Genomic DNA, 26,804 nt, shown 5'->3' with positions numbered 1-26,804 from the left:
AAACAATATGTTCCGCAATTTTTTTTAGCGCCATGTTTGCTACAATTGTTCTACTATTATTTTCGGTACTTTTATGATAAGATGAGAGAGAAGGAGTTGAATGAAAATCTGGCATGGAATTCTGTCTGGGTGAACCTTTTTGAATTAGAAAAGTAACTAATAATTGATAAAATATGAAAAAACTACTTCCGGTGCTCATTTTATTTGCCGCATGTTCATCATCCAAAAGAACTACTGAAATCCCTAAATCATTTCAAGGGGTATGGTCACTGGGCCTGTATTCTCGATATGACTCAACAGGTGCAGCGACTAATTCTTCTGCCTGGCTAATTGATAAACTATCTGTTCAACATTATTCAGTGACGGCAATAAAATATGATTCTCAATATGAAGGGAATATGTATGTTACAGGAGACAGTGTCACCATTGATATAAAGAGACATCCAGAGATGAGAATAACTGGCAATACAGAGTTTTTAGATGAAGGAACTGAGTTAAGAATCGGGCATAACGTGAATGGTAAGCTTATAGAGTCCTGGGTCTTTACTAAACCACATTACTGATAAACAAATAGGTTGGATTTTCGTCAATTATAATATTCATACCTGGTTTTCTCGCCGGAATCTTCCTCTACTTCTTCACACAGCCAATATTCAGTGACATGAACATAACCCAGGCCGTGTGTTTTACAGTATTGCCGGGCCAATTCTTGAGACGGTGCTTCAGTATATATCCGTAAAGTTAAGGTTTTTGAGTTGGCAGGGAACGAGACAGCTTAAGCCGAAAAGTAAAAGGGCAGCCTGCACCTGTTACATTTGAGCCCTCAATTAAAAAAGGCCTGACGTTTTCGATAACAGTCAGGCACTAAATTTGGAATTATGATAAAGGTGGCGTTATCTCAATTGAGTCATATATTAAAACCTTTTCCCAGTACTTGGCGCAATGATCTCTAAAATCATCGTGTATAGGATCTATCTGGTAAGCATCGTGCTGCTCTTTATTCTCAAATGTACAAACCAGACAATAATCATAACTTCTATCGATAACCGGCCGGTCCGTAGGTGCCGGTACGCCGACATGAAAGGTAGCCAGATCTTGTATGGTTCCTAAACTGCTTACCCCTTTTACAAATGCTGCCCGGTCTGTGTCATTGATTCCCTGTTTTAGCCAAAAGTTTACGACATGTACAAATTTCCCCATCGTTTAAAATATTGATTGAATGTTTAATGAGATGAGCGCTAAGATAAAAATAAAACTTGACTTATAAGTTCCTTTTGAAGCACATATATAGAATTAATACTATGGCAGGTGCTTCTGGCTAAATCCTTGCGCAATATGCCGGAATTGTACCCGCAAATGCCTAAATTTAGCCTTTAAAATCATCTCGTCAGATTCCGTCTTAATGAGTGCAACAATTAACATACATCGACAGTTCGCCCGTTTTTTTAAAGATCCGAAGGTGGAACCTTATTTATTTGAACTTTCCAGAATGTTGACGGAGGGCCATATCTGTATTGATCCTCTATCCATTGACCAGGAAGCGTTAAAAGAAGCAGGTTATGAAGGGGTGCCTGCACCGGATGTTATGGACCGGTCGGCGCTCATTTCAAATGGAGAGGGAAGGACGCCGTTTGTCTATGCCCATAACCGGCTTTATATGCAACGGTATTATTTTTACGAAACACGCATTTTAGAGCGAATTCAGGAGTTTTCTGATTATGAAAGAGATAAAAGAAAAATACGGCTGACTGAGCTTGCCGGGTTGAAAGATGTAGTCGAACAATTATTTACCGGTTCTTCCAGTATCGAGGGCAAAGTAGACTGGCAGTGGTTAGCGGCCCTTACGACTGTGTTACATGATTTTTCAATTATTACAGGAGGCCCCGGCACCGGTAAAACCACAACGGTGGCCAAGGTACTGCGTCTATTGCTTCATATGAATAAAGATCTGCGCATTGCCCTTTGTGCCCCGACCGGTAAAGCTGCAGCCCGCATGGCAGAATCCTTAAGGCGTGCGGCCACAGACAGCGCTCCATTTATAAAAGAGGCCTTTCAGGCATTAGCGCCGGCGACCATACACCGGCTTTTAGGAACAATGGCCGGCAGCCCGAATTTTAAGCATAACAGGGATCAGCCCTTGGAAGCAGATGTGGTTATTGTCGATGAGGCTTCCATGATTGATGTGGCACTGATGGCTAAACTCATGGATGCGATAGGCGAGGGAACCAAGTTGATCTTACTGGGAGATAAAGATCAGCTGTCTTCCGTGGAAGCGGGCAGCCTTTTTGGTGATCTGTGTAACGCCTTGCCGGCACTCAATGAATTTAGTGAGGCTTTCTTAGATGAGGTGAAGGCGCTTTTGCCGCCTGGTTCTATTTTACCTAACGAATATATGGGCGACAATAAAGAACATTTGCTTTTTGAACATATAGTAGAGTTGCAGCACAGCCACCGGTTTTCGGATAGTGACGGAATCGGTAAATTCAGCAAAGCGGTACTGCGTAATCAGCCGGAACAGCTAGAAGGGTTTTTCGGCAATTATGACCCGCAGGTCATAATAGATCCGGCATATGATGGTGGGGTGTTTGAGCAGTTTGTTCTGGGGTATAGAGAATTTCTGGAAGAACCGGATATACAAATAGCGCTTAGAAAAATAAACAGATTACGGGTTCTTTGTGCGATCAGGGATACTGCTCTAGGGGTGGAGGCGGTCAACCGGCGTATTGAAAATATCCTTAAGAAAAGAGCCGGACTAAAGCCCCATGAAGCCTTTTATCAAAACAGGCCTGTTATGGTGACGGGCAATAACCGGCAGTTAAACCTGTTTAACGGAGATATAGGTATTATCAGAGCGGATGAAGCCGGCGTGATGCGGGCCTGGTTTGAGGCGGCAGATGGCACGGTAAGATCTGTTTTGCCTGGCTTTATCGGGAGCCTGGAGACGGCTTTTGCCATGACCATTCATAAAAGCCAGGGATCGGAATTTAATAAGGTGCTGGTCTTGCTGCCGGAAAAAGCCCAGGCTGCAAAGATACTCACCCGGGAACTACTCTATACCGCAGTAACCCGGGCCAGAGAACAGGTTGTTATACAAGGGAGTCATTCAGTTATGTTAGAAGCGGCCGCTATCGGCATCCACAGGGGCTCTGGCGTGATACAGCGGTTACAAAAGCACACCTAGCAATATTTGATTTTATTTTAATTAATATACATGGCTTTTCATTTAAAAGTATCCAATTCATTAGAGGAACTATCCGGGGGGTTATGCCGGGACATGGCAGAACATAAGGGAGACGTGTTCCGGCCCCAATATGTCATCACGCAAACCGATGGAATGAACAACTGGCTGAGTCTGCAGCTTGCTGAAAGGCAGGGAATCGCAGCCGGTATACAGTATCTGAAACCTAATGACCTGATTTTTAGAATTTATTTTCTTTTAGGGGGTGCAGCAGAAGCCACGATGAGTGCAGATAACCTTTGCTGGCTGTTATTTAACCTGATGGGGGCAATTGAATTTGAACAGCAGTTCCCTTCTATCGCAAGGTACTACCAGTTAGAGAATCCAGAAACGGCCAGTGAGACCGAGCTGGATATCGCCCGCGTAAAAAGGCTTGGGCTGGCAAAGAAAGTGGCTGATTTATTTGATCAGTATCAGATATACCGCTCTGATATGATTAAAGAGTGGAATAAGGGCCGTATGCACGGCAAAGACCTGGAAGAGTGGCAGTTTTATTTGTGGGAAAAGGCAAGGCAAAGGGCGGGAGAGATTGGTTCCAACGCATTTGTCGATAAAAATCAGATAGCGGATTATATTGAAAATACCTTAAGGGACCCCGTATCTGAAAGTTATTTACAAAGCAAAATGCCTGCGGTGTTTATCTTTGGGATTAGCCTTCTGACTGAATTTCATCTGCATATATTTGACCTGTTATCTGATAAAATTCAAATCTATTTTTATCTGCTCAATCCAGCGCCATCTGATTACTGGTTTGACGATCTAAGCGAAAAAAGGCTGGTTTTTCTACGCAAACTAGGTCAGGTAGATCCTGCTGAGCAGCCACAGGGTCACCCATTGCTGCAAAGTCTGGGCAAAGTCATTAAGGATACTTTTAGTATGCTATTTAAAAAGGATGATATTCTGAACGCCTATGAGTCATTACCGGAGATTTTTCCTGAGCAAGACAGCCTCTTGCATAAATTACAGCTGTCCATTTACGAAAACAGAACGCCAGAGAATGGTATAACCGTTTTTGATGAACAGGATATAAAGGACGGCTCTCTGACGGTCCACTCCTGCTATAGTCCGCTCAGAGAAGTAGAAAGTCTGTATGATTTTCTGGTCTATCTGATTGATCAGAAAAGAGAGCAGCTGTCACCACGGGATATCGTTGTTATGATCAGCGATATTGACTATTATGCAGCATATATACGGGCAATCTTTGATCATGCTCCCTATAAGTTTCCTTACAGGATCGCTGATGAAAGGTTTACGGAGGCGGATAGTATTACCAGTGCACTTGAGAGTATACTGTTGCTGGAGCCGGCTGCTTTTACGGCGGAAACAGTTCTAAGATTGCTGGATAGTTCTTTTATCCGGACGCACAGGCGATTAAGCCGCATAGATTTACTTCGCCGGGTGCTGGACGGCGCCGGCATCCGGTTTGGTATTAACGGCAGCTATACGGATGACTCTGTATATGTCAGCTGGCGATATGGGCTCCGCAGAATTATGTTTGGAATTTGTATGGCAGGAGAAGACGAAGTTGGTACGGGACCGGAGGGGTTTTATCCATTAGATCTGGTGGAGGGAAACGATAGCGAGGAAGTCATTCGTTTTGTCGCTTTTGCCGAAGATCTCATTGAGATGCTGGAAGACAGGAAAAATGCCAGGACGCTGGCCGATTGGTCAAGCTTTATTAAGGATGTATTGGAAAGATTTGTTCTGACAGAGCAGCAGCAGGGAGATGAGGAGTTTGAATACCTGGCCACGCTGTTGGCTGATTATAATAGCGCAGAAGCCTTTTTGGATGAAAAACTGAGCTTTTCCGTCTTTATGGAGAGTTTTGGTGAACGGTTGGTGCAGTCTTCCAGAAACGGAAATTTCGCTGCCGGAGGGATTACGTTTTGTTCGCTGATCCCCATGCGGAGTATTCCTTTTAAAGTAGTGGCGTTATTGGGGCTGGATTATGATAAGTTCCCGAGAAAAGAGCAGTCCCTGGGCTTTAATTTAATGGAACTGCAAAAGAGGCCGGGTGACCGTAACGTGAAGGCCAATGATAAACATCTGTTTTTAGAGACGATCCTTTCTGCCAGGGATTACTTGTATATCAGCTATATCGGCCGAAGTGTCAAGGACAATAGTGCTATACCGGCTTCTGGTTTAGTGGATGAATTAATCGATTATATAGCAGGCCAGAGCAGTGATCCGGAGGGTGTCAGAGAGAAAATGGTTATTAAACACGCGTTACATCATTTCAGCCCTGAAAAAGAAAGCAAAGTTCCGCAGTATCTGCACTTAATACCTTCCACTGGTTTGGTCACCGAGATAAAGGATAAGCCGGCTGAAGAAGAACTTGGGGAGACAGAGCTGCCTTTAAAGGATTTCATCCGTTTTTTGCAGCAACCTATTAAAGGGTATCTGAACCGGGTTGCGGGTATCTATTATGAAGACAGTGATGATGTTTTAAAGGATGAAGAAGTCTTTGAGCTGAGCGCCTTACAGCGTTATCAGTACAGGGATACGTTGATAGAACTGACTGGCGAGGACGCCTGGGAGCGATTTAGGGATAAAGGTGTTAAAACAGGACTATTGCCTTTAAAAAACAGCGCCCGCCTGGAAATGATTCAGCTGCAGGAGGAAGTAGGACCAGTGAAGGAACTGCTGGATAAAGAAATTGAAGGGTTAACGAAAGTAGATATACCTGTCTGCTACAAGGTAGAAGATCTTACCGTTAACGGTAAGGTTACCTTGTATGGGAAGAAGCTTATTGCTGTTTCCTGGTCTAAGAATGAGTTTAAAGCCGTGCTGGAAGGCTATATTGAGTACCTGATGTTAGCGGCATCCGGCATAGCCACAGATTTTGCGGTCATTTCTTTTAAAAATGGCCAGGTGTTTCATGGGGTACCGCTTGATGCGGATCAGGCAACCAGCGCGTTGGACCGGCTCGTAAAGGTTTATAAGGAAGGGCAGCAAAAAATACTCCCTTTTGTTTTGGGTCTGGACCTGGGGAACAAGGGGCCTGACTATAGAAAATGGCATCTGAAAATTCGTGACAAAACATCAGGCGGTATGTTTGTAGATGCTTATATTGATAAAGCTGATGAAATGGGGATTTTTAATCCCGTGGCATTTGAACAATACTCGGAATTAGCAGCTGTTCTGGAAAAGCCTTTAATGGAAATGTTTCCCGATTTTCCCATGCTGTCTTAAAAAGGGCTTCTCGGAAGGCAGGACGGGATTATGTTGATTATTTGAAAAAGAAGACAATGGCGGATCATGTTTTGAATTTTGACGCAAAGACGGTTCCTTTGAGGGGCACGAATCTGATAGAGGCCAGTGCGGGCACTGGTAAAACATATTCTATTGCCATTTTGGTCCTTAGAATATTGCTGGAAATGGATATTCAGCAAACCACGGCTCATGGAGAGGATATTATCAGAAATATATCCATTAAGGAGATACTGATGGTGACTTTTACAAAAGCGGCAGTAGCGGAGCTGGAGGAGCGGGTGCGCAGATTCATCCGCAAAGCCTACGCTGTTGCCCAGGGCGGCCACACGGATGATCCGGCGATCAAATCATTGGTAACAGAGGCGATTGAAAAAAAAGGGCCCCTGGCAGTATATAACAGGCTGCATGAAGCGGTTACCTTTCTGGATGAATCTTCCGTGCAGACCATTCACAGTTTTTGCCAGCAGGTGCTTCGGGAGTTTGCATTTGAAACCCGCCAATCCTTTTCTGTGGAACTCGTGACGGATATGAGTCAGGTAGTGGGCAGTGAGCTTAACCAGTTCTGGCGGTCTCAGATAGCGGTCATGCCGGTGGATATACTGCAGCTGCTCGCAGGTATGCTGACCCGAGAAAAACTTAAAAAGGTGATCAGCGAGTTTTTTGCGGGTAAGCCGATTTATGACTATGATCCCGACAGAGACTATCCATTGAATGAAGCTTTTTTTGAAAGTTGCAGATCGGGTGTTGCCCGGCTAGGGGAGGCCATTAAAGATGTAAAAGTGCAAATGCTTGAATTATGTCAGGACAGACAAGGACTCGAAGCCGCCTGTAATAAAGACCACCATGCCAAAAAGAGTCTTTTGCCGTTTGTCGCCCAGCCAGAAGCGTTTCTGGACGCCTTTATGCTGAAATACAAATCTGCTAAAACGCCGGCCTATCTTGAAAAGCATTTTAGGGACCTGTTTGAACGGGCAGCTCAGATCGCAGCATACGAAGCAGAGATAAAGCTGTCGCTCTTTGCTGTATTGCACCATATTTATGCTGCAGCTATTTCTTTTGTGGGGCCTGCTATTACGGCTTATAAAGAGAAAAACGGCCGGCTGTGTTTCGATGATTTGATTGAGCAGTTGCATACACGGTTATGTAAGGAAGACAATCCGGCCTTGATTAACGCCATTCAAAGCAAATATAAAGTGGTATTTATAGACGAGTTCCAGGACACGGACCGTCAGCAGTATGAGATTTTTAACGCGGCTTTTGGAACGAATACCGTTGTTTTCTATATCGGTGACCCGAAACAGAGTATTTATGCGTGGAGAAAGGCGGATATCGATACTTATTTGCAAGCTGGAGAGCAGGTGGATCATAAATACGGGATGCATATTAATTACAGGTCATCTGATGACTTTATCCGGGCTATGAATACTTTTTTTAAGCCCACTGCGGACTTTGATACTTTTTATTATAAAAATAGTGCCTTGGGGATACGGTATCATCATGTAGAGCCGCCCCCGGACAATAAAAAAGGGAAGCTGCTGAATAACGCTGAAGCCTTTCCTGTGATAAGCATCACGGAGGCCAGAAATGCGGATGAAATAGTAGAAGCATTGACGGTGCAGGTGGCAGATCTTTTAAGCGGAAGATATACAATTGCACAGACTGGCAGTGAGCCGCGCGGCGTCAGGCCGACGGATATCGGTATTTTGGTCCGCAGGAATAGTGATGCGGGGCCGCTTAAAAAGCATTTGTCTAAATTGGGCATTCCATCTATCGTGATTGGAGATGCCAAGATTCTGGAATCTGTCGAAGCTAAAGAAATATTATATGTACTGGAAGCGATGATAGCCCAGACCAGAAATGCGATCAATAAAGCCCTATTGTCGTCCATTACCGGGATGACGATGGAGCAGGTGTTAGCGCAAAATGACGTGGTGACCATTGAACGATTTGGCAATTATAAGGTGCAATGGGAAAAAGACGGTGTATATAAAGCGCTGTTTTCTTTTATTGCCGATTATAAGATCGAGTCTTATCTGACAGATCCTGCGACCAGGGGAGGCGAGCGGGTGATCGCCAACTTGTATCAGCTTATCGAACTCCTTTATAAACAGCAATCCAACAAGAATCTCTCTCCTTTAGAGCTTACAGACTGGTTAGGCAGGGGCATTGTGGACTCCAGGGCTGAGGGGGATGAATATGAGCAGCGTATTGAAAGTGATGACCAGTGTGTAACCATCATGACGGTGCATAAGAGCAAGGGACTGCAGTTCAATATCGTTTTAACATCTGCTATGGACCTTGTTGCCTTAAGCGGTAAAGAACAATTCCTTGTATTTAAGAATGAAAAGGGCGAAGATGAAGTATTGCCAAAAGAACTCCTTCTTGGAGAAGAATTAGAAGCCTTTGAGCAGCAGAGAATACAGGAAAACAGAAGGATGATCTATGTTACGCTGACCAGAGCGGTGTACGGCTGTTTTATCTATACTTCGACAGGGCCTCAAAGAACAAGATTTGCAATTTATGATTTTTTGGCGGCCTTTAAAACAGGAGCTGTTGAAGGCATCCGGTTTATCGGGCCGGCTGCCGTACCACAGGGGTTCCGATATAAAAAAGAAAAAAATGAGCAGGCCGTCCGAGATCTGCCCGCCAGGGAGCCTGTCCATTTTGAATTACAGCATAAGGACTGGCGAAGGCTGAGCTATACCTATCTGGCTGCAGCCCCCATATCACATGGACGTTATGAAGTTCATCCTGTAGAAAATGCCTATGATTTGTTTGTATTCAGGGAGCTGACACGGGGCAATATCACGGGAAACTTATTGCATGATATCTTCGAACACATATATTTTGAAGCGCCTGCGTATTGTCCGCCGGCTGTCAGCAAAGCTGTTGGAAGGTTCGCACCACATAAACGGGAACTATATGAGCCAATGCTTCTGGAATCGATTCAGCATGTTTCCGGTGCCATTATACAAGCGGGAGGGGCATCCTTCGCCCTGAAAGATACCCTATTGGAGAAACGGCTCCATGAATTTGAATTTGACTTTCCGGTTGCCCGGTTTGCGAGAAAGGATTTAATACAACTATTAAGTGAAAGCGTCTATCTTCAGACGATCGCAGTTGAAGGATGGGAAGGTATGATGAACGGAAAGATGGACATGTTATTTGAATATGGGGCAAAGTACTACGTAGTGGACTGGAAGTCCACCTATCTTGGTGATAGTCTGGAAGATTATAGGCCTGAAAGGCTGGCACTGGAGATGTCCAGCCGTAATTATCACCTGCAATACCTGATTTATACGGTAGCGACGGTGAAATACCTGAAAGACCGCTTAGGGGATTTTGATTATGACCGGGATTTCGGCGGCGTGCTTTATTATTTTGTCCGGGGCGTCAGATCAGGCCGAAGGTCCGGAATTTATTTTGTCAAACCCGACAGGTCAGTAATCGAGGGGCTTTTGACACTCTGGTCAGCTGAGACAAAAAGCAGCCCTTTATAATTTATCCTCCGACTATTTCACCGCCATTGGGATGCAGCACCTGACCCGTAATATAACTGGCCTGATCCGTTGCCAGAAAAAGATAGCACGGAGCCACTTCCTGAGGCTGTCCCGCTCTGCCCATAGGGACATCTGTGCCGAATTTACTTACTTTTTTCGCTGAAAAGGAGGCCGGGATCAGCGGGGTCCAGATCGGACCCGGCGCCACGCCATTGACCCTGATCTGTCTTTTGATTAAGGCAGAGGATAGAGATCTGGTAAAAGCCACCAATGCGCCTTTGGTGGCTGCATAATCTACCAGTGATTTGCTGCCTCTGTACGCAGTAACGGATGTTGTATTAATAATGCAACTGCCTTTTTTCATAAACGGCAGGGCAGCTATGACAAAATAGAAGGCTGCAAATACATTGGTGCTAAAGGTTTTGATCAACTGTTCCCTAGATATATCTTCCGGATTTTCCTGCTCATACTGAACCGCCGCGTTATTGATCAGAATATCAATGGCACTGAATTTATTGAGTGTCTGTTCAATAACAGACTTACAAAAGCCCTGATCTGTTATATCTCCGGAAATAAATAAGGTCCTGGCGCCGAGTGCCTGGATTTGCTGATTGGTTTTTTCTGCGTCTTCATGTTCATCCAAATAGACAACGCATATATTGGCGCCGTGACTGGCAAAGAGCAGGGCGACAGCTTTTCCTATCCCACTGTCTCCACCCGTTATGATCGCCGTTTTCCCATCCAATAATTTGTCAGGCGGCGCTTTAGGTGCACTTATGGGTTCAGGATGCATGTCTGCTTCCGAGCCGGGTTGCTCTGCCTGGTGTTGACTTGGAAATCCGGGAGATTTATCTTTTTTCTTTTGGTCGGCTTTCTTTTGGCTTTGCTGTTCGACCTTTTGAGAAATCTTAGGAGATTTGGTCTGTTGCTGTTCGGTCTGGAACCTGTCTTTTTTTGAAGTGGGCTGACTTTTTTCTTTGCGCATAATTGACATTTTTGAATGGTTGATAAATAATATTTTTTTTAAGACTGGCGAATTAGCTCCTCGTATGGGCCAAAAATAGCAGGCCTTAAAAGGAGATGAAAGCGCCGAATCATAAAAAGCACTCAATAGCGATCTCAGTTTTTTAACCCGCATACTGCAGTTTATTGCTAACATGTCAGTAACAATATTCTGATCACATTTGTTTGTAATGAAAACCTTAAAATATGGATTACTCCAATAATGGGTTTTGCTTTCAGGCCCGAAAATTGGTCTGAGCTCTTGATATTGGCTATCGTATCGCGTCTGTCTAAGAATGATAATACATATATTATGAACGAACCGAATAAGAAAGGTGATTGGTTTATCGGAACATCAGGATGGCAGTATAAGCATTGGAAGAAATTATTTTACCCTGAAGAATTAAAAACCAGCAGTTGGCTGAATTTTTATTGCCGGAATTTTGATATCGTTGAGTTAAATAGTTCATTTTATCATCAGCCGTCAAAGGACGTATTTGCCGGCTGGGCTGCGGCGGTTCCGCCCCAATTTGTTTTTGCTGTCAAAGCCCCCAGCTTTTTTACACATTTAAAAAAGCTTTCTGACCCCGGCAGTCAACTAAAAGCATTTATCGAATCAGCCGGCGCATTAGGCCCACATCTCGGTCCTATCCTGTTTCAACTACCACCCAGATGGCATCTTAATATCGAGCGCTTCGAAACCTTTGTCGATAAGCTACCCGATGGCTTAAAGGTTACGGTTGAGTTTAGAGATCCAACATGGCATCGACCAGAACTATTTGACCTTTTAGAGAAAAAAAATATAGCATTTTGCATTTATGAACTAGGCGGATATCAGAGCCCCGTCATTTCAACTGCTTCATTCATATATATCAGATTGCATGGGCCGGGACAAAAATATGAAGGGTCATACCCTGATTACAGGATAAGAAACTGGGCAATTCAGGTAAAGAATTGGACGGAATTAGGTAAGGACGTGTATGTGTTTTTTGATAACGATCAGTTCGCCTATGCGCCACATAATGCCTTAGACTTGCTAAAACGACTGAATGATCTCTGAAATTTTTAAATCTAATGAAGTAAAGTAGAAATGATCCGCAAAGTTTTACACAAAATGTCCAAACTCTCCCGCAGAATTTGGCGTCAAAAAGTCATTCTGTACGACGATTACGTGGTATTGTTATTGAATTTGACTTGTGGTAAAGCAACAGGCCTTTTATTTTTTATTTTTAAAAACGGAATATGATGAATTTGTCACCTGCAGCCTTCAACGATTTACTTATGCAGCAGATTACCTCTTTGTTGAATGTATCCCGTTGTCTGACCTGGGATGAATTTGCTGCCAAAGACCTGGTTCAGGATACCTTATATCGTGCGTTAAAAAACAGAAACAAATTCGAAGCTGGAACCAATATGGGAGCCTGGTTACATACCATCTTGCGGCATATTTTTATCAATGACTTTAGACACAGAAAGATTCGGTCCGCGTTATTTTCGGAGTATATTGATGGTATAGAAGGTTGCCGGTCGGGGACTTTTGCCCAAAATCATGGATTGGGAAATATGAGACTTCAAGAAATTAAAAAAGCGATTTTTGAACTACCGACCTGTTTTCGCAATGCTTTTGAAATGTATTTTGCCGGATATAAGTATCATGAAATAGCCCGGATACAAAAGGTGCCTTTAGGAACTGTTAAAAGTCGTATTTTCTTTGCAAGAAAGGCGCTGCTGGAGGGATTAAAAAATGAGACATAAGTTTGTGAGCCATTTTTTGGAGAAGAGGTTGTTTTTAGTCTGAATATCCCTGATACAATTTATCTGATATTTCTTTCTTCCTTCACATCGTAAAAAAAATAAGCCCTGGTAGAAACCAGGGCCGCAACCAAAACTAACTGCTTATGAGAAATATAAAGTTCAGACTTGCCGGTGAAAAATCCAAACGTATTTATAGATAATAACAATTTATTTAGGCTTAGGGCTTTTTTTCTGCTTAAATCGTTAAAATTTACTTCTTTTAAAGCGACTTTATTGTTGCATTGTATAATTTATAATGAAGACATCAAGCGTTTGTTATTGACACTTGATATATTTTTTTGAATAATTTCTGGGACGCGCGTTTGTTGTTTGCCGATGGATTTTCCTCATGTGTAGAATTGCTTTCCCAAGTTCTAAAGTTAATTGTCTCCTTATATGCTGTTTTTTTCTGGCAAATTATTTGACCTGCTATAGATGTACTAAAAGTCATAATCATGGCAAAATATTCACATAAGGCTCAGGAAAAAGTCGAGAAGACGATGAAGGAAATGAAAGAAGGAAAATTAAAAAGCGGAAGCGGCAAAAAGGTAACCAATCCAAAGCAAGCCGTAGCGATAGGTTTGTCTGAGGCCAGAAAGGAAGGCGCGAAGGTGCCCAAAAAGAAGAGCAGTAAAAAATGAACTTCGTTTTAAAGGCCGGCATTTCATGCTTTCAGTAAACACAAATGTAGTAACCCTATTAATAACCAAATATTACATGTATGGAAACAGGAGACTTAACAACACTGACCTCCGTAATGGAGAAACTTCGCGAAAGAAAGCTGGATACAGAGTTTAAGTGGTCTGATGAAGGATTTACGGCTGACAGGGGGAAATGCTATCAGCCGGAAGACCTGAAAATTATTCGCACTTACAGATTTGAAGGAGATTCAAATCCGGATGACTCTTCTATCCTGTATGTCATTAAGGCAAATGACGGTTTAATCGGATATTGTATGGATGCATATGGTGCCATGACCAATCAAGGGCCGGAATTCAATAACTTTATTCGTAATATTCCCGTAGAAGGAAGAGAAGACCAGATTGAGTTTGATTTGTAACCTTGTCTTAAATGTCCGGCTATTCTTTAACCTTTTAAATTATTTTTTATGTCTAATTTACTTTATATAATTGCCGTTATATTGATTATCGGATGGGTGCTTGGTTTTTTTGTCTATAGCGCCGGTGGTTTGATCCACATATTATTGGTCATAGCTATTATTGCCATTTTGATAAGAATCATCAGAGGAGGCAGGGCTGTGTAAATAGAGTAGAGCTCAGTTGGGCTCAGTTGGCTTGTTCAGTTTAATATACAGATGGGGCTACAAAAGCCCCATTTGTATATTAATGATACGTACAGTAATAAGGATACGGAAGGCTAATGTTTGCACTGGACCTTCCTGTTGCTGCGGTTCAGACAAATGAGTGTTACAGGAATGGCCATGATTGTCATCAGTAGTGCTAATTCGCCTTTTTTCAACAGTTTTACCGCCAGTGCACTGCAGGTTGTCGCGGTGGCCAGGCCTAATAACATATTTACGGGAGTGTTGTTCAATTCATAAGACTGTTTCATGTCTTTTTCGTCGGTTCGATCTGTGTGCTTTACGGCTTTCATAGTTGATGTTTTTAATAACGGGTATATATGAGGGCCGTTCAAAAATTGTTCCACAGGTAATCTTCGGTTAAATCAACTTCAACAACGTTAAGATTGGAAGACCGCCTGTATCTGGCATGCCTATTGGGTCTATATTATTAAAACATAAATAATTATGATCCATCAAGATAAAAGGCTCGAAAACGTTGATCCTGCAAAATTGGATAATATATCTGATCAAAAGTATCCGGCCGCCGTTCAGAGGAAGACCGGTAAGATCAATGAGCAAACGGACCCGGTACCTGAACAAGAAAAACCTTATTTTACAGATGCGGATGACGGGGCGAGTTCAGCGGATGAAGAACAAGTTTTGAACGAAGACAGTGATAATGTTACCGGACAAGAGGCCAGTGATTTGGACAAAGCGGCCACCCGGATGCCTCAGCACGATGATATACTGGATCAGGAATTTCTGGAAGAAAACGATAGTGACGGGACACCTTTGAATGAGTCGGATGAAGCGCTTGGTGAGGATCTTGATCTCGGCGCTGAGGATGCAGATGCAAATATGTATGATGACAATGAATAATAATTCTTTTGAATGGAGAAAGTGTCAGAAAATATTGTTCGTAAACTCATTGAGTTAAATATGGAGCGGATGTACCGTTTCCAAAATGCCAGAGAGTTACTGAAAACTGGCGAAGCGAGCCAGCTGCTTGTCGGTCTGGCTGCGCAAAGCGAAGGATTTATAATGGAATTGGAGTATGTACTCAGGTTGTATGAAGGTTCGGTCGGCCAGGCGGCCAGCCAAACCTTAAAGGATATAGATTTTAACGGGATAAAGGATAATGACCCATCTGTTTTGTTACTATTATTTAGGTGCGAACAGGATGCGCTACAGGTTTACGACGAATTACTGGAGAAAGGCAATGCTCTGGACAATGATCTTTTCGAGAAAATTAGGTCACAAAGGACTGAAATACAGGATAGTAAATTAAGGTTGGAAAAGATGATCCAGACTTGATAAATGAAAATTGGGAGCTTATTTTCCCATATTGGGGTAAAATCACCCCTGTTATAATTTAACAAATTAATATATGTAATTCTATCTATATTATTTTGATATGGAATAATTATTGCTTTTCTTTCAATGATCCAGAATGTTATGATGCTCTTTGGATAGAATGTTCTCCTCATTTTTAAGTTAGTTGTAAACCTTTGCCTTTTATCATTGTAATGGAGGTGCTATTGCTACGGGATTATTCAATTAATTAAATCATTAATCTTAAACGGGTAACCTATGTTGCGGAAAATCTTGATTTTAGACAAAGACCTGGCCATGTGCCAGAAGTTCAGTAATTTTTTAAGGAATAACGGTTTTGTTACTGCCAGTACAAGTTGTAATAAGGAAGCGTTGCAGTTGATCAAAGCCTCTGATTTTGACTTGATCCTTTGTGACAGCGAGCTTAAGAATACTTACCCGGTTGATTTCCTGTTGAAAATTAAATCCTTGAAGCCGGCTATTCCGATTATCAGCATTAGTGACACCGATAATGTTCAGACTGCAGTTGAGCTGATGAAAAGCGGGGCGTTTTATTTTATGTTGAAGCCTATTAATCCGGAGCGTCTGTTGGATATCGTAAATTCTGCCCTGAAAGAAGGCAGTGTTTCATCCAGGACAAATGACAGCTTGTCTTCCACAGAAAGCGTTTCCAGAGGGGAAAAAGGACCCAAAGACGGTACGGACACAGATAAGGTGACACCCCAGGGGTATCCTTATATTATGGGAACAAGCCATGTAAGTAAGAAACTATATAAAGCCATTGACCTGGTGGCCCCGACCGATTACACGGTCATTATTCATGGAGAAACCGGTACAGGGAAGGAATCGGTAGCGCGCATGATTCATGAGAAGAGTAAGAGAAAAAATGGGCCTTTTCTGGCGGTGGACTGCGGAAGCCTTTCGAAGGAGTTGGCTGCGAGTGAATTATTTGGCCATGAGAAAGGTGCATTCACCGGCGCCTTGCAGAGCCGGGAGGGTGCTTTTATGTTGGCGCAGGGTGGGACACTGTTTTTAGATGAGATCGGTAACCTTTCCTATGGTGTACAATTATTGTTATTACGGGCTATTCAGGAACGGGTGGTACGTAAAGTGGGAGGCACAATAGAAAAATCTGTTGATGTCCGACTGATTGTGGCTTCCAATGAAGATCTGTATGAGGGTGTGGCCAAACGTAAGTTCCGTGAGGATTTGTACCACAGGCTCAATGAATTTTCTATCACTGTTCCTGCCTTGCGGGACCGAAAAGAGGATTTGCCGTTGTTCATTGAAGGTTTTGTTGACCATGCCAGCAGGCGGTTAGAAAAAGATTTGAAACTGCCGACAGAAGCGGCTATGCAGATTCTGGACTCCTATCACTGGCCTGGTAATATCAGAGAATTGCTGAATACGATAAAAAAGGCTTGTTTATTTACGCCTAACGGAAAAGCTATTTCGGAGCAATATCTTCCCTTTGAGGTCAAGATTTCTCCTGAATTACTGCAGGGAGCGAACCTGGTGACCGAAAACCATGAGGCGACCGGTCAGCCTGAATTTATCTCTTCTGGCGGCAGTGAAATGGTGGGAATTCGTCAGGACGATAGGAGTCTGAAGGATATAGCTGCCAATGCAGAACTGAATAAAATTATGCTTACACTCCGAAGTGTAAAGTTCAATAAGAGTAAAGCGGCTGAAATTCTGAACATCGATAGAAAAACCTTGTATAATAAGCTGAAGAAAATCAATATCTGATCACCTCTTTATCGAAAGTATTCAGATAGATTCACGGGTATCCCGAGTGGTATGGGCAATTCAATAAACATTATTGTGGAACAATTGCCTTAATGATTCTGTGATGCATATCCGTCGTGAGAACTGATCCGCTTTTTTTTCAATGATAATGGGCTGAAGGTCTCCTGATAACTGACTATTAGCGTTTATTCATCATTTGAAAAATTTAAATTTGTAAATCGGGCAGGATGCTTGCGGTATTTTTTGTCCATTCAATTTTAAATTTTTACATCATGACTACATTACCCCAGGCGCAATACGCAAAAGAAATCAGTTTCAAAAGTGACAGCTCACCGTTTATGCATTTTCTGGCAAGAGAGCTTCAGCAAATTTATATGTTGGAACTGAGGACAAATCAGTTGATCAAACAGTTATTACGCAGAACTGTTTATCAGCCCTTAAAAAAGGCCATGCTTAATTATCAGAACGTATCAAAGGATCATTTGAGTTGCCTTCGGAAATTAGGCGTACGATCCTCAAAAGTATCTAAAGATAATAAACGGGCATCTGAGCTATTGGTTTTGCCATTGACAGAAGAATTGGGAAGGAACAAGAGCGGAGAAAAATTAAGCGATATTTCGATGATCACGGGCATTCAACGTATTATCTTTTATCAGATGGCCGTTTATCGCAGTTTATATACAACTGCCCGAAAACTGTACAAATTTGGATGGGCGGAGTCATTTGATGATATCATCAACGATAAAAAAATGAATGATTCTATCTTTTCCGAAATTGCTTTGTCAGGGGTATATCCGGTAGCTGTCGGGAGTTGAGGGTAGCGCCGCTTAAGGTGGGCGGTATTTGTGGATCTAAATTAAAAATATGCAAAGAAAAACCTCTGGTCAAGATGTGAAAGCGTCCGCGAAGAAGGCGGACAAGCCGGTTAACAAGAAAGGTACGACAACTGCCTCTATAAAAAAAGCAAAGCGGCATGCGTATCCTTTTGGTATAATCGGAAATTGTTCCTATCTGGCCCATATAAAAACGAATACAAATATTTGTTGGTTATGTATGCCGAGATTTGACAGCAGCTTTATTTTCGGAGGGCTTATCGATACGGAAAAGGGTGGATCGTTCTCTATTTTACCCGAAGGAAAGTTTACAAGTAATCAGTATTATAAGGAGAACACAAATATTCTTTGTACAGAAATCAGCTGTGCTGAGGGCAGATACCGCGTAACGGATTTTGCACCTAGATTTAATTTATACGACCGTTATTTTAAGCCACTGATGCTGATCCGCAAAATTGAACCGCTTGAAGGTACACCCCGGGTAAAGATTACCTGTAAACCGGTAGCGGAATATGGTAAAAGGGCTCTGGAGGCTTATCCGGCCAGTAATCATATCGATTATTTCGGGGCAGGAAACCCCGTTAGATTAACGACAGATTTTTCAATAAACCATATTTTAGGGGAGTCCTATAGTGTGCTGACGGATACTAAATATCTGGTGCTGACCTACGGAAGCCCGCTGGAGGCGCCGCTGGCCAGTACGGTGGAGGATTTTTTACATAAAACGCAGCTTTACTGGGGGGGATGGGTGAAGAAAACCAGTATTGGGAATATGTATCAACAACAGGTTATCCGCAGTGCACTGGTGCTGAAAATTCACCAGTACGAAGATACGGGGGCCATTATTGCCGCCAGCACAACTTCCCTGCCGGAGGCTCCCGGTTCAGGCAGAAACTGGGACTACCGGTTCTGTTGGTTAAGGGACGCTTATTATATTCTTCTTGCATTTAATAACATTGGTCACTTTGAAGAAATGGAACGGTATTTTAATTATATCGCTAATATTTCTGTCAAGGAAAAGGGCCGTTTTCAGCCGCTTTACGGCATTGCCGGGGAGAAAAATTTAAAGGAGCGCGTTCTCGGATTATCAGGCTATTTGGGAAATGTTCCGGTGAGAGTCGGCAATGAAGCGTCTACCCATGTGCAGAATGACATTTACGGGCAGGTCATGCTCTCCTTATTACCCTTGTATACGGATGAACGTTTTGTGCTGCGTGAAAAATCCGACTCATCTTCCTGGATCGCTTCTCTTCTAAAGAAGATAGATATGGTAATGGACGAACCGGATGCCGGTTTATGGGAATTCAGGAATTTTCGCAATTTTCATTGTTATACGTATTTGTTCCATTGGGCCGGGTGCCAGGCGGCCATCAAAATTGCGCGTCGCATTAAGGATAAGAAGTTGGAAAAATGGGCTGAGACACTCAAAGGAAAGGCTGCCGCCAGAATTGAAGCATGTTATGATAAGAAAAAGAAAGTCTATCAGCAGGCTTCGGATTCTACTTATTTGGATGCCAGTACCTTACAGCTGATCATGATGCATTATTTGGACCCTTCTTCCAAAAAGGCACAAGATCATTTAAAGGTGATTGAAAGTAAACTGGCTGCGCCGGGCGGGCTTTTTTACAGATACCTGCACAAGGATGATTTTGGTTATCCGGATACGACGTTTTTGATCACCGCTTTTTGGCATGTAGAGGCACTCACATCTGTAGGGAGAGTCGAAGAGGCCATTTCCAAGTTTGAAAAACTATTGACCTATGGGAATCACCTGGGATTATTCAGTGAAGATGTAGATGCTGAAAATGGCAGTCAGTGGGGAAATTTTCCCCAAGCCTATAGCCATGTAGGGCTCATGAATGCAGCCTACCGTATTGCTCAAAAGATTAATAATCCTAATTTCTTTTAGAGGTATTGTTGGTGTATCTGACCAGCTTCCTTACAGAGGTTGCTCTTCTGATGCCGACGGTGGTTTATTTTATTGATGACCTGTCACTGTTTGCAGCAGTGGAGGTTGGTTCCGGATTCAGTGGCTGCGTTATTTTTTCCAACAGTTCAATTACCTCTGTTGGTGAATCGATGAAATAGGCGGCTCTGCTCATCCCTCCACCGACCTTTATGGTGATAGCTGTAGGTGGCATGGCGGCAAAACTGTCTTCATCGGTCGTATCGTCTCCAATGGCCAGGTAGAAGTCAGCCGGGTATTTTTTCAGCCATTTCTGCACCCCTTTACCTTTGTTGATTAATGCGCTTTTCACTTCTATAACCTTATGCCCTTCAAGTATCTGCAGCCCTTTGTCTGCCACAAGATATTTCAAATGGCCGGCTATCTCTTTAGCTCTTAAATCGCCTAAAGAGGATTCTACTTTACGATAGTGCCATACCAGCGAAAAGTCCTTCTCTTCAATAAACGAGCCAGGTGTCCGTATTTCATATTGTTCCAACACGGGGCGAATATCTTTTTTCCAGTAATTTCTTAATTCCTCATTTTTTTGCCACTGCCCGTTATCACTTCGGTACCAGGCTCCATGTTCCGCAATTATATCCAGGTCCAGACCTTTCAGCCAATTTTCTAATTGTTGTTTTTTGCGCCCGCTGATGATGACGATACGATTTTTTTTATCTTGGGTAAGCCTCTGTAATATCTTTAATAGCCGTTCTGTGGGTATCGCCATTTGTGGATCTTTTTCAAATGAAACCAAGGTGCCATCATAATCCAGGAAACATAATCTACTTTTTGCATGCTGGTATCTGGATTGAAATTCAGTTTCAATGCCTGCGCTGATTCTTTTTGTTGCTAATTTGACTTGTTGCTGTTTGATGCTCATTAGACGCATAAGAAAATTATTTACCCAAACGTGTATATTGAATTTGTTTAGTGTTTGTTGCATGGCTTTTAGCCGTTGAACCTGATCTGACTGCGGCACTTGCAGTGCCGTGGCAATGGCTTCGGCCATTCCATGTTCATCGTTAGGGTTAATGATGGTAGCTTCGGTAAGTTCTCTTGCGGCTCCCGCCATTTCACTGAGAATTAAAACACCCGGACGATCTGCCTTGCTGGCTATGTATTCTTTGCATACCAGGTTCATGCCGTCACGCATGGGGGTGACCAGTGCGATGTCCGCAGTATAGTATAGAGCAGACAACATCTCAAAGGCCCAGGCTCTGTAGAAATATTGGATCGGCTGCCAGCTTAGTGTGCTGTATTCGGCATTGATGTGGGACACCAATTGATCAATTTCCTGTTTTAATCTATCATATTCTAAGACTTTATCCCTGGACGGTACAATCAGTTGGTAATAGACTACCTTGCCCCTGAAATGCGGATAGTCTCTTAGAAAAATATTATAGCCATGCAGACGTTGGATGATCCCTTTACTATAATCCAGCCGGTCAATCGATATAACTAACTTTTTCTCTTCCAGCCGTTCAAGTATTTTTTCGGCGTATTTTCTGGTGACAGGTGTGGACACTTGTTTAAAATATTTGTCATAGTCAATACCCATCGGAAACGCCTCGGCTGTGATTAGCCGCTTCGCGAATTCTATGATGTTCATATTGGACTGAACATCCAAAATCCGAAGTATGGCGCTGACAAAGTGCCTGACATCATCATAGGTATGAAAACCGACAAGGTCGGCGCCCAATAAACCTGTCAGCAATTCATTTCTCCAGGGAATCAGCCTGAACACCTCATAGGAAGGAAACGGGATATGTTGAAAGTAACCGATACTGATATCAGGAAGCCGTTCGCGGACAAATTTGGGAACAAGCATCAATTGGTAATCGTGAATCCAGACCGTATCTCCGGGGCGGGCAATGTTTAATATGGCGTCGGCGAACTTTTGATTGACGCTTTGATAAACCTGCCAGTGTTTTTCGTTATAACTGGCATAAGATGGGAAATAGTGGCATAACGGCCATAAGGTTTGATTGGAGAATCCTTCATAGAACTCCTTGATTTCCGTCTGTGTCAGAAATATAGGTTCCAGTGATTGTTTGTTCAAAGCGGCCCTGATTTCAGCAGCTACGGATGCGTCTTTAATTTGTGCGCCGGGCCATCCGATCCAGATGCCCCCTTGTTCTTTATAGAAACTGCCTAATCCCGTCGCGAGTCCTCCTTCACTTGGTTTAATATGCCATTGGTTTTTTTTGATGTCGATTTTTACAGGAAGCCTATTTGAAACGATAATTAGTTTAGCTTTATTCATATATTTTTTCCATTGTTAACACGTATATTTAAAAGCAATCCCTGTACCATTTGTAGGCTACTGTTATGCCGAGCGCATTTGAATCTATTGATTTAGTATATGATGCGTATGGAATGCAGGATACGTATAGTGTTGCCATTACGGATAAGCCCGGCTGGTTTATGATTTTTAACTACAGGCCATTAAATTGAATAGCTTACAAAGACTGTTATATCGCACCTGTTTCCCCATTTCATCCTAAAAATTACCCATCTGAAGGGAGCTGTTGGCGGGTTTATAGGGCGGCTATTTATTTGAGGCAGCTAGTTGTTTAAAAATGAATATTTTATGAAATGCCGGCACCAGACGGATAATAGTTTGTACTGGAAACAATGCATTCAAATTTGTAGCATTAAAACCAGCCGCATGAACGAAATACAAAATAATGGCAACCATTTGAGCTACCGGTTTAGCGACAGCAATTTAGAAAAGTGTAACAAACTTCTGGAGGCAGAAATAATAAAAATGTGGCGGTGGGAAAGTGAATGTTTATCCAGTTTAAAGGCCTTAGCCGATAAAATTGAATCCAGGTACCTGGCGTCGGTGATAGAACAGTTTTTCCTGGAAAGCGATCTGCAGGTTAAAAGATTGGTTAAGATTAATGAAGTATTACAGATACACGACACGCATTTAAAATGGAGGCCTGACCTTGAGGTTGCGCAGTCTATGGAACCTTTTCGAAGGGCTATAAGATCGTACGCAGATGAAGATCTGATTAAAAGGTGGACCTTACTATTAGCGCTTGGTAAACTGATACATTGCAAAATGTCCTGTTATCAATCGCTGATCAGCTGGTCAAAGTTCCTTCGGTTATACGGTGTGCAGGAGTTACTGGAGGATTCGCTGGACGAATATGTACAGCAGGATTTGCTTTTGAATTTGTTATCTGAAAACTGGGAGAGCTAAGTAACGGGGCAGGCAACAGAGTTTAACATTTGTGCCTGAATGCGGCATATACTTTGCTGAATTATCCGAGGATTAAGCCTTTGAGCGGTTTGCAGGTAGCGATTTTTTTCAATTCCCAAAATATTACGGTATGGATAAATTAGAACAGCTGGCCATTAATGCCGTCCGTGTTTTAGCCGCCGACGCAGTGCAAAGGGCCAATTCCGGTCACCCCGGTACACCCATGGGATTAGCGCCGATTGGTCATGTGTTGTGGGCGAAAATAATGAATTATAACCCCAAAGATCCAAATTGGGCCGGAAGAGACCGGTTTGTTCTTTCCTGTGGCCATGCGTGTTTGTTGCAATACGCTTATCTGTACCTGACAGGATATGATATTCAGTTAGAAGATTTGAAAAACTTCAGACAGTTGCATAGCATAACAGCAGGACATCCGGAGTATGGACTCACGCCTGGAATAGAAGTGACGACCGGGCCTCTGGGCCAGGGTTTTGCCAATGGAGTCGGCATGGGCATAGCGCAAAAAATGTTGGCAAACCGGTTTAATAAAACTGACTTTCCGGTTTTTGATTATAACATTTATGCCATATGCAGTGACGGGGATATGATGGAGGGGATTAGTTCGGAAGCAGCGTCCATTGCTGGCCATTTGGGTTTAGGGAGCCTCGTTTATCTATATGATGATAACCAGATTACCATTGAAGGAAGTACTTCACTGGCCTTTAACGAAGATGTAGCGGAAAGGTTCCGCAGTTATGGATGGCATGTTCAGCGTGTGGCTGACGGAAATGATACCGGACGGATTGAAGAAGCTATACAAAAAGGCAAAGAAGAAAAAAAAAGACCGTCTTTGATTATTGTCAGAACGCAGATCGGTTATGGCAGTCCCAATAAAGCCGGGACTGCATCGGCGCATGGCGCTCCTCTGGGTGTGGACGAGGTCCGCAAGGTGAAGGAAAATTTCGGATTTAATCCTGATGTTAGTTTCGAAATTCCCAGTGAGGTCTTTACTTATTATCAGCAGATCGGTAATCAGGGAATGGAAAAGCAGGAAGCCTGGAAAAAGCTCTGGGAAAATTATAGTAAGCAATTTCCTGAATTAGCGGAAGCTTATAGCTTAGCGGCCAGTGGTGAGCTTCCTGGTGACTGGGATGCAGATTTGCCGGTTTTTGAACCTTCGGATAAAGGTATGGCCACCCGGAAAGCTTCAGGAAAAGCACTGACAGCCATCGCCAACTATTTACCGCTTTTGGTGGGTGGCGCGGCAGATTTAGCCCCTTCTACGGATACATTAATAGAAAACTTGGGATCGTTCAGTGTAGACAATCCCGATGGCAGAAACCTGCATTTTGGTATCAGAGAACATGCGATGGGGGCTATTTTAAATGGAATCACGCTGACAAAGGGTTTTATTGCCTATGGCGCTACTTTTCTGATATTCTCGGACTATATGCGGCCGCCTATCCGGCTGGCGGCAATTATGGGCATACGCCCAATATATGTATTTACACACGACAGCATCGGCCTCGGAGAAGACGGGACGACGCACCAGCCTGTAGAACAGTTAGTTGGATTAAGATCGGTACCTAATCTTGTGGTCATCCGGCCGGCGGATGCGAATGAAACATCCTATGGCTGGAAAGCAGCTATTTCCCATACGACCGGCCCTGTAGCACTCATTTTAACCAGGCAGAATATACCGGTTTTGGACCAGGAGCGGTTTTACCCGGCTTGCAATTTAAAACGAGGTGCTTATATTCTCTCTGAACCGCCCAAGGGACAGGAGCCGGAAATTATTTTGATGGGGTCTGGCAGTGAGGTTCATCTGTTAATAGAAGCTCAAACCGAGTTGTATAAGTCGGGCATCTGGGCAAGGGTCGTTAGTTTTCCCAGTTGGGAACTCTTTGATAAACAGGATCAGGCATATAAAGAAAAGGTTTTCCCTGTAACGATCCGCAAAAGGATCGCTGTAGAGGCTGCTTCTCCGGTGGGCTGGTGTAAATACGTGGGTGACGAGGGCCTGGTGATTGGACTCGACCATTTTGGCGAATCTGCGCCTGGAGAAGAACTGATGCATGAATTTGGATTTACACCGGAAAATATCATTCAGTCGGCGAAATCGTTACTGGGTCGGGTATAAACAAATTAAAAAAATATATTGTCTATTCGGGTTCTTATTAAGGTGCCCGCAAAGGAAGCCGGGAGGATAGAAATGAACATAAAATCCTTCGGCTAAATGTTATTGATTCGCATTTTCGGGACAATTGAATTATATTTGTTTGTGATCCCGAACCCAATGCGACAAAAATGAAAAAAATTTTAATAATTGACGATGACCTTTCTATCTGTAAAATTTTAAGCAAATTCTTACAGAAGAGCGGGTACGATGTGACGACTGCTCTGTCGGGTAAACAGGCTTTGCTGTTGCTAAAAAAGCATTCCTTTGATCTGATCGTTTGTGATTATAATCTGGGAGACATCAATGGCCTTGAAATCCTTTCAAAAATAAATGAGTTATACCCAAATTCCATCGTGATTTTTATTAGCGGATACGGCAATATTCAGACAGCGGTAGATTTGGTGAAAGAAGGAGCTTATCATTTTTTAACCAAACCGTTGTATCCCGACATTATACTGAAAACGGTCGAAGAGGCCTTATCTCAGAAAAGGCCAAAAAAGGAAAAAGCGCCTGCTAAAATCAAAACGGTCGCTTCACATGATCAGTATGTCAAAGGCAATAGTGCAGCGGCAAAAAGACTTTTTGAACATGTTGCTTTAGTTGCCCCTACAGACTATAGTGTGATCATTCACGGAGAAACAGGTACGGGTAAAGAGGCGCTGGCCAGGCTGATCCATGATCAAAGCAGCAGAAGAGATCAGAATTTTGTGGCCATTGATTGTGGCAGTCTTTCCAAAGAGTTGGCGGCCAGTGAACTTTTTGGTCACCTAAAGGGCGCTTTTACCGGTGCCATGCAGGATAAAAAAGGAGCTTTTGAGATAGCGGACGGAGGAACTATTTTTTTGGATGAAATCGGTAACCTGAGTTATGAGGTACAGATGTATCTGCTCAGAACCTTACAGGAAAAGTCCGTACGGTGTATTGGTGAGGTAAAAGAGAGGGTTGTCGATGTTCGCGTGATAGCCGCCTCCAATGAAGATTTATACGAGAAAGTCCGCCAGAAATCTTTTAGAGAGGATCTTTATCATCGATTAAATGAGTTTAAACTGGAAGTACCTACGCTCAGTGAAAGAATCGAGGATCTGCCCCTGCTGGCGGCGGCCTTTATTCATCAGGCGGAGGCGCAATTGGGTAAAAAGATTAAAGGGCTGAGCCCCGCCGTCAGAAAACTTTTCCAGAACTATAGTTGGCCAGGTAATATAAGGGAGCTGCAAAATGTGATTAAGCGCGCTTGCTTACTCACAGATGACGGTGGCTCAATTGAAGTAGAGAGCCTGCCGCTGGAGATCACGGATTTTTCAGAAATGACCAAGGCGAAACAGCCCGTGGAATTAAAGAATGTTATTTTGGAAGCGCAGAAAAATGAGATTATCCGGGTACTGGAAAAAGTCAATTATAATAAAACGAAGGCAGCCTCTATTTTAAAGATTGATCGAAAAACACTTTATAACAAGTTGAAAGAAATTAACCTATGAGGTCAAACAGGGCCTGTTGGATGCTAAAGC

21 protein-coding genes are annotated in these 26,804 nt (G+C 43.0%); 17 read left to right on the top strand and 4 right to left on the bottom strand.

From position 1 onward, the window contains the following. Positions 1-173: 173 nt before the first annotated feature. Positions 174-563 carry a hypothetical protein gene (locus K9M52_RS02540; protein ID WP_224070503.1) on the top strand — a complete coding sequence of 130 codons (390 nt, stop codon included), beginning with the start codon at positions 174-176 and terminating at the stop codon, positions 561-563. Between the two features lie 313 nt (positions 564-876). Here the strand turns inward: K9M52_RS02540 and K9M52_RS02535 are convergent, their stop codons facing one another. After that, entirely contained in the window at positions 877-1,200 is a 324-nt protein-coding gene (locus K9M52_RS02535) for a Dabb family protein (protein WP_224070502.1), read from the bottom strand. Positions 1,201-1,402: 202 nt separating this feature from the next. On the opposite strand from K9M52_RS02535, the gene recD reads away from it, so the two are divergent. From recD to K9M52_RS02520, 3 genes are read left to right on the top strand one after another with little or no spacing between them, the layout of a single operon-like run. After that, positions 1,403-3,181, top strand: coding sequence for an exodeoxyribonuclease V subunit alpha (gene recD / locus K9M52_RS02530; protein ID WP_224070501.1), 1,779 nt, complete (start codon positions 1,403-1,405; stop codon positions 3,179-3,181). Positions 3,182-3,211: 30 nt separating this feature from the next. Further along, complete coding sequence (recC, locus tag K9M52_RS02525) at positions 3,212-6,430, top strand: exodeoxyribonuclease V subunit gamma (protein ID WP_224070500.1); 3,219 nt, start codon at positions 3,212-3,214, stop codon at positions 6,428-6,430. 41 nt (positions 6,431-6,471) lie between these two features. Then, entirely contained in the window at positions 6,472-9,951 is a 3,480-nt protein-coding gene (locus tag K9M52_RS02520) for a UvrD-helicase domain-containing protein (protein WP_224070499.1), read from the top strand. Between the two features lies 1 nt (position 9,952). Here the strand turns inward: K9M52_RS02520 and K9M52_RS02515 are convergent, their stop codons facing one another. After that, positions 9,953-10,936, bottom strand: a complete 984-nt coding sequence (locus K9M52_RS02515) for an SDR family oxidoreductase (RefSeq protein ID WP_224070498.1) — start codon at positions 10,934-10,936, stop codon at positions 9,953-9,955. 330 nt (positions 10,937-11,266) lie between these two features. Between K9M52_RS02515 and K9M52_RS02510 the strand changes: the two genes are divergently transcribed. The 5 genes from K9M52_RS02510 to K9M52_RS02490 all read left to right on the top strand — a co-directional run bounded on the left by K9M52_RS02510 (position 11,267) and on the right by K9M52_RS02490 (position 14,011). Beyond that, complete coding sequence (locus K9M52_RS02510; protein WP_224070497.1) at positions 11,267-12,013, top strand: DUF72 domain-containing protein; 747 nt, start codon at positions 11,267-11,269, stop codon at positions 12,011-12,013. A gap of 182 nt (positions 12,014-12,195) precedes the next feature. Beyond that, entirely contained in the window at positions 12,196-12,708 is a 513-nt protein-coding gene (locus K9M52_RS02505) for an RNA polymerase sigma factor (protein ID WP_224070496.1), read from the top strand. A 494-nt stretch (positions 12,709-13,202) separates the two neighbouring features. Then, entirely contained in the window at positions 13,203-13,388 is a 186-nt protein-coding gene (locus K9M52_RS02500; RefSeq protein ID WP_224070495.1) for a DUF6496 domain-containing protein, read from the top strand. A gap of 80 nt (positions 13,389-13,468) precedes the next feature. Beyond that, complete coding sequence (locus K9M52_RS02495) at positions 13,469-13,807, top strand: hypothetical protein (protein ID WP_224070494.1); 339 nt, start codon at positions 13,469-13,471, stop codon at positions 13,805-13,807. 48 nt (positions 13,808-13,855) lie between these two features. Next, positions 13,856-14,011 carry a lmo0937 family membrane protein gene (locus tag K9M52_RS02490; protein WP_224070493.1) on the top strand — a complete coding sequence of 52 codons (156 nt, stop codon included), beginning with the start codon at positions 13,856-13,858 and terminating at the stop codon, positions 14,009-14,011. Positions 14,012-14,124: 113 nt separating this feature from the next. On the opposite strand, the gene K9M52_RS02485 is transcribed toward K9M52_RS02490, so the two are convergent. After that, complete coding sequence (locus K9M52_RS02485; RefSeq protein ID WP_224070492.1) at positions 14,125-14,361, bottom strand: hypothetical protein; 237 nt, start codon at positions 14,359-14,361, stop codon at positions 14,125-14,127. A 154-nt stretch (positions 14,362-14,515) separates the two neighbouring features. Here K9M52_RS02485 and K9M52_RS02480 point away from each other — a divergent pair, with 154 nt between their 5' ends. The 5 genes from K9M52_RS02480 (at position 14,516) to K9M52_RS02460 (ending at position 19,873) form a co-directional block, all read left to right on the top strand. Further along, on the top strand, positions 14,516-14,929 hold the full coding sequence (locus K9M52_RS02480) for a hypothetical protein (protein ID WP_224070491.1): 414 nt from the start codon (positions 14,516-14,518) through the stop codon (positions 14,927-14,929). A gap of 12 nt (positions 14,930-14,941) precedes the next feature. Continuing rightward, on the top strand, positions 14,942-15,364 hold the full coding sequence (locus K9M52_RS02475) for a hypothetical protein (RefSeq protein WP_224070490.1): 423 nt from the start codon (positions 14,942-14,944) through the stop codon (positions 15,362-15,364). 276 nt (positions 15,365-15,640) lie between these two features. Next, positions 15,641-17,131 carry a sigma-54-dependent transcriptional regulator gene (locus K9M52_RS02470; protein WP_224070489.1) on the top strand — a complete coding sequence of 497 codons (1,491 nt, stop codon included), beginning with the start codon at positions 15,641-15,643 and terminating at the stop codon, positions 17,129-17,131. Between the two features lie 272 nt (positions 17,132-17,403). Continuing rightward, entirely contained in the window at positions 17,404-17,946 is a 543-nt protein-coding gene (locus K9M52_RS02465; RefSeq protein WP_224070488.1) for a DUF892 family protein, read from the top strand. A gap of 49 nt (positions 17,947-17,995) precedes the next feature. Continuing rightward, a complete protein-coding gene (locus K9M52_RS02460; protein WP_224070487.1) occupies positions 17,996-19,873 on the top strand; it encodes a glycoside hydrolase family 15 protein in 1,878 nt (625 codons plus the stop codon). A 64-nt stretch (positions 19,874-19,937) separates the two neighbouring features. On the opposite strand, the gene K9M52_RS02455 is transcribed toward K9M52_RS02460, so the two are convergent. Then, a complete protein-coding gene (locus tag K9M52_RS02455) occupies positions 19,938-22,175 on the bottom strand; it encodes a bifunctional alpha,alpha-trehalose-phosphate synthase (UDP-forming)/trehalose-phosphatase (RefSeq protein ID WP_224070486.1) in 2,238 nt (745 codons plus the stop codon). Between the two features lie 405 nt (positions 22,176-22,580). On the opposite strand from K9M52_RS02455, the gene K9M52_RS02450 reads away from it, so the two are divergent. The 3 genes from K9M52_RS02450 (at position 22,581) to K9M52_RS02440 (ending at position 26,774) form a co-directional block, all read left to right on the top strand. Beyond that, positions 22,581-23,120: a DUF892 family protein gene (locus tag K9M52_RS02450; protein WP_224070485.1), complete on the top strand. Its 540-nt coding sequence runs from the start codon at positions 22,581-22,583 to the stop codon at positions 23,118-23,120. A 130-nt stretch (positions 23,121-23,250) separates the two neighbouring features. After that, positions 23,251-25,260, top strand: a complete 2,010-nt coding sequence (gene tkt, locus K9M52_RS02445; protein ID WP_224070484.1) for a transketolase — start codon at positions 23,251-23,253, stop codon at positions 25,258-25,260. 167 nt (positions 25,261-25,427) lie between these two features. Then, complete coding sequence (locus K9M52_RS02440) at positions 25,428-26,774, top strand: sigma-54-dependent transcriptional regulator (protein WP_224070483.1); 1,347 nt, start codon at positions 25,428-25,430, stop codon at positions 26,772-26,774. Positions 26,775-26,804 lie beyond the last annotated feature (30 nt).

This window comes from Arachidicoccus terrestris, assembly GCF_020042345.1.
In the GTDB taxonomy this organism is placed as follows: domain Bacteria; phylum Bacteroidota; class Bacteroidia; order Chitinophagales; family Chitinophagaceae; genus Arachidicoccus; species Arachidicoccus terrestris.
Note: the sequence above shows the minus strand (reverse complement) of the source record. Positions and strands in the feature narration are given on the sequence as shown.

Coding starts and splice junctions, on each gene's coding strand:
- K9M52_RS02540 (WP_224070503.1), top strand. CDS start 174: ATGAAAAAACTACTTCCGGTGCTCATTTTATTTGCCGCATGTTCATCA.
- K9M52_RS02535 (WP_224070502.1), bottom strand. CDS start 1,200: ATGGGGAAATTTGTACATGTCGTAAACTTTTGGCTAAAACAGGGAATC.
- recD (WP_224070501.1), top strand. CDS start 1,403: ATGAGTGCAACAATTAACATACATCGACAGTTCGCCCGTTTTTTTAAA.
- recC (WP_224070500.1), top strand. CDS start 3,212: ATGGCTTTTCATTTAAAAGTATCCAATTCATTAGAGGAACTATCCGGG.
- K9M52_RS02515 (WP_224070498.1), bottom strand. CDS start 10,936: ATGCGCAAAGAAAAAAGTCAGCCCACTTCAAAAAAAGACAGGTTCCAG.
- K9M52_RS02510 (WP_224070497.1), top strand. CDS start 11,267: ATGAACGAACCGAATAAGAAAGGTGATTGGTTTATCGGAACATCAGGA.
- K9M52_RS02505 (WP_224070496.1), top strand. CDS start 12,196: ATGATGAATTTGTCACCTGCAGCCTTCAACGATTTACTTATGCAGCAG.
- K9M52_RS02500 (WP_224070495.1), top strand. CDS start 13,203: ATGGCAAAATATTCACATAAGGCTCAGGAAAAAGTCGAGAAGACGATG.
- K9M52_RS02495 (WP_224070494.1), top strand. CDS start 13,469: ATGGAAACAGGAGACTTAACAACACTGACCTCCGTAATGGAGAAACTT.
- K9M52_RS02490 (WP_224070493.1), top strand. CDS start 13,856: ATGTCTAATTTACTTTATATAATTGCCGTTATATTGATTATCGGATGG.
- K9M52_RS02485 (WP_224070492.1), bottom strand. CDS start 14,361: ATGAAAGCCGTAAAGCACACAGATCGAACCGACGAAAAAGACATGAAA.
- K9M52_RS02480 (WP_224070491.1), top strand. CDS start 14,516: ATGATCCATCAAGATAAAAGGCTCGAAAACGTTGATCCTGCAAAATTG.
- K9M52_RS02475 (WP_224070490.1), top strand. CDS start 14,942: ATGGAGAAAGTGTCAGAAAATATTGTTCGTAAACTCATTGAGTTAAAT.
- K9M52_RS02470 (WP_224070489.1), top strand. CDS start 15,641: ATGTTGCGGAAAATCTTGATTTTAGACAAAGACCTGGCCATGTGCCAG.
- K9M52_RS02465 (WP_224070488.1), top strand. CDS start 17,404: ATGACTACATTACCCCAGGCGCAATACGCAAAAGAAATCAGTTTCAAA.
- K9M52_RS02460 (WP_224070487.1), top strand. CDS start 17,996: ATGCAAAGAAAAACCTCTGGTCAAGATGTGAAAGCGTCCGCGAAGAAG.
- K9M52_RS02455 (WP_224070486.1), bottom strand. CDS start 22,175: ATGAATAAAGCTAAACTAATTATCGTTTCAAATAGGCTTCCTGTAAAA.
- K9M52_RS02450 (WP_224070485.1), top strand. CDS start 22,581: ATGAACGAAATACAAAATAATGGCAACCATTTGAGCTACCGGTTTAGC.
- tkt (WP_224070484.1), top strand. CDS start 23,251: ATGGATAAATTAGAACAGCTGGCCATTAATGCCGTCCGTGTTTTAGCC.
- K9M52_RS02440 (WP_224070483.1), top strand. CDS start 25,428: ATGAAAAAAATTTTAATAATTGACGATGACCTTTCTATCTGTAAAATT.